Annotated in this window: 3 protein-coding genes and 1 pseudogene; 2 read left to right on the forward strand and 2 right to left on the reverse strand. The window is 29.9% G+C overall.

All coding sequences use genetic code 11. The features are described 5' to 3' along the window. Together WKI42_RS09775 and WKI42_RS09780 are read right to left on the reverse strand one after the other, a co-directional pair. Positions 1–152: pseudogene (locus WKI42_RS09775) on the reverse strand (carbohydrate ABC transporter permease); the annotation flags it as partial. A 17-nt stretch (positions 153–169) separates the two neighbouring features. Continuing rightward, entirely contained in the window at positions 170–1,087 is a 918-nt protein-coding gene (locus tag WKI42_RS09780; protein ID WP_000861541.1) for an ABC transporter permease, read from the reverse strand. Positions 1,088–1,289: 202 nt separating this feature from the next. Between WKI42_RS09780 and WKI42_RS09785 the strand changes: the two genes are divergently transcribed. Both WKI42_RS09785 and WKI42_RS09790 read left to right on the forward strand, forming a co-directional pair. Next, positions 1,290–2,960: a sensor histidine kinase gene (locus tag WKI42_RS09785; protein WP_368081830.1), complete on the forward strand. Its 1,671-nt coding sequence runs from the start codon at positions 1,290–1,292 to the stop codon at positions 2,958–2,960. After that, a partial coding sequence (locus tag WKI42_RS09790) for a response regulator (RefSeq protein WP_368081831.1) occupies positions 2,941–3,323 on the forward strand: 383 nt, incomplete at its 3' end. The genes WKI42_RS09785 and WKI42_RS09790, both read left to right, overlap by 20 nt.

Here is a 3,323-nt window from a genome sequence, read left to right on the forward strand (position 1 = left end):
TTTGCAACATCTGAAGGATTACTAAAAGATGCAATCACTACAAACCATAACGGATAAACAATTAACAGGATAAGGAAAACTGCTAAACCATAGGTAACTATATCAAATAATAATTCAGAGTTTGTTTTTCTTGATTTATGAAACCATTTCACCTTGAGCACTCCTTCCTTTAAAAAAGACCCGTTCTAGTATATCTTTTTGAGAACCAGTTGACAGATAATAAAATTATTAGATTGACTACCGTGTTAAATAACCCTATAGCTGTCGAATAACTATACTGAAAGTTCACCATACCAACTTTATAAACATAGGTCGAAATTATCTCACTTCCTGCTAAATTAAGAGGATTCTGTAATAGTAACACTTTCTCAAACCCTACACTTAATAAACTACCTGCTCTTAATATTAGTAAAATCATAGCAGTAGGCAAAAGTAATGGTAATTCTATATGCCGAATTTTTTGTAACCTAGAGGCACCATCCATAGTTGCAGCCTCATAATATGTAGGATCAATTGCAGAAAGGGCTGCTAGATAAATAATACTATCCCAACCAATATGTTGCCATACATCACTCCAAACATAAACACCTGCAAAATTAGTAGGTTTTGATAAAAAATCTGGAATAGTAATTCCAACAGACTTAAATACATTCGCTAACAAACCGCTAGTAGGAGATAAAAATAAGATAATCATCCCACACATAACCATTGTAGAGATAAAATGGGGTAAGTAAGTTGTTACTTGAAATATTTTTCTAAATTTCCCAACTCTTAACTGATTACTAATGATAGCTAGTATAATAGGCAAGGGGAATCCTACTACAATACTATAAAGTGAAATTTTTAATGTATTGAACATAGTTGTCCCGAATTGGAATGATGAGAAAAATTGAGTAAAGTACTTAAATCCTACCCACTGACTAGCAAAGATACCATTGGCTGGTGAGTAGTCTTTAAATGCAATAATTAATCCCAACATGGGAATATAGGAAAATAAAATTAATAGCAATATTGAAGGAAAAAGTAATATGTATAACGGAATACTATGCTTTAATTTTATTTTATGAAGTTGAGATGCTACTTTCATTTTTTTCCTCCTATCTGATTTTCTACGATTATTTTACACCATAAAGAATTCCCTTAATATAACTTTTTGGACTAGGTTTATCAATTTTTCAGTTTTTTAATTTTAAGAACTATTACTTTTCCGACATCTTAATAAAACATATCTGTTTTGTTACATGATATCATATTTTCAAAGTGCTATAATTTTAATAGGAGACTAGTATATGAAATTAAATCACGACTTATCAAAAAAACATTCCATTCATTTTTTCTTTAAACTCCTACTTGTACTACTATTGATAAATATTTTAATCAATATTGCTATGAGTAACATAACCAGAAATTTTATTAAAAACCAAAATATAGTACACCTACGTAGTTCAATTGAAATTTATGCTGACTCTGTTAATGAGAAATTGCATTCTGTAGAACGCTTTATGTACTCAACAATAACGCATAATGAATCTTTAGAGAAATTAAATCATGTACAAACGTTTCTTGACTATCAAGAAGATCTCAAAAAAGTTCAAACTAGCTTTGCAGAGTTTGAATATCAAAATGAAACTCATATGACATTCTTATTAGAAACCGATAGTACTGATTATTTTATAAATGTCTCCAATCTTTATATTCCATATGAAGATTATCTACTGTTAAAATCAAATCTAAAATCATTGCGTAGTGATATAAGTGACCGTAAATGGAAAAATGTAACTACTAAAAACAGCGAATACTTAGTTAAATCTGTTCATTACGAAGGAAAAATCATTTATGCCGTCATATCTTCAGAAGATATCCTAAAACCTCTCAGAAAACTCAATATTGGAAATAATGGTAAACTTTCCCTAAAAGAGCCTAACAATATACCCTCCGAAAACTACCTAATTCATGCTCAAAATGAAAAAACGCATTTACCTTTCGATATTTATGTTTTAGTCGATTATGCCGAAGTCTTTAGAAATATCACACTCTTAGAAGTATTTTTGTCAGCCGTTCCTATCATTATCACAATTTTATCAATCATCATTATCCTGTATATTCGTCAATGGATGATTAAACCGATAACAAGACTCACTGAACGACTCTCTCAACTTGGGGACTCCATCCCCCCTTCTGAATTTTTTATATCTGAAGGTATACTAGAAATTGATAAGGCAAATGATAAACTTAATAAAGTAATATTTGACATGCAAGAATTAAAAATACGAGAATACCATTCACAACTAGAACTTAAGAAGATCGAACTTAATTATCTTAAGAACCAAATTCGTCCGCATTTCTACTTAAATATGTTATCAATGATTCATAGTATGCTTCAAACAAAAAACTACAAGGAAATTGAAGAATTAACTATCCTAACTTCAAATTATCTCCGTCATTTATTTATGGCTAATCAAGATTTTTCAGAACTTAAAGATGAAGTTCAGCATATTAAAGATTATTTAGAAATACAACGAATTCGATATGGAAATAGTATCTACTTTTCACTAAACTACAATGATGACCTACAAAATACTCTTGTCCCATCATTACTTTTACAAACATTTATTGAAAACACAATCAAACACGGTTTTTCATTTCAGGATTTATTCACAATTTTACTATCAATAAAAAAAGTACAAACTGAGGACTCAGATTACATTCATATTTGTATCGAGGATAATGGTCCAGGTTTCTCTGAAGAAATTTTATCAAAACTAAATCAGAAACAGTCTCTAATAACAGAAGATGGACATCATATTGGGATCACAAACACCATCGAACGTTTAAATCTTCTCTATCCTAATGACTATAGTATTGCATTTGAAAATAATGAAGAAGGTGGGGCTAAAATTCTTTTACTTATTCCATACAAGATTATAGACGGAGGTTATAATGAACATCTTATTAGTTGATGACGATCGCTTTATCATTGAAGCTTTACGAGAGAAAATAAATTGGGCTAAACTACACATTGACATTGTTTATGTTGCCTATAGCCTCACTCAAGCTCAAAATATTATTAGAGAGAATCCTATTGATCTCATGATAAGCGATATAGAAATGCCTCAAGGTAGTGGCCTCGAACTCTTATCGTGGATTAGAAATGAAAAATATGATATAAAAACAATTTTTTTAACCAATTACGCCGACTTCAACTATGCTCAAAAAGCAATTGAATTGCAAAGTTTCGAATACTATCTAAAACCTATTAATTTTGAAAAATTAGAATTTATTATTCAAAAAGCCATTAGTAAAATTGAGAATCATAACTTAAA

The organism is Streptococcus pseudopneumoniae, from assembly GCF_038148935.1.
Classification (GTDB): Bacteria; Bacillota; Bacilli; order Lactobacillales; family Streptococcaceae; genus Streptococcus; species Streptococcus pseudopneumoniae_U.

Excerpts from the sequence above, each read along its gene's own strand:
- WKI42_RS09780 (WP_000861541.1), bottom strand. The coding sequence starts at position 1,087 with ATGAAAGTAGCATCTCAACTTCATAAAATAAAATTAAAGCATAGTATT.
- WKI42_RS09785 (WP_368081830.1), top strand. The coding sequence starts at position 1,290 with ATGAAATTAAATCACGACTTATCAAAAAAACATTCCATTCATTTTTTC.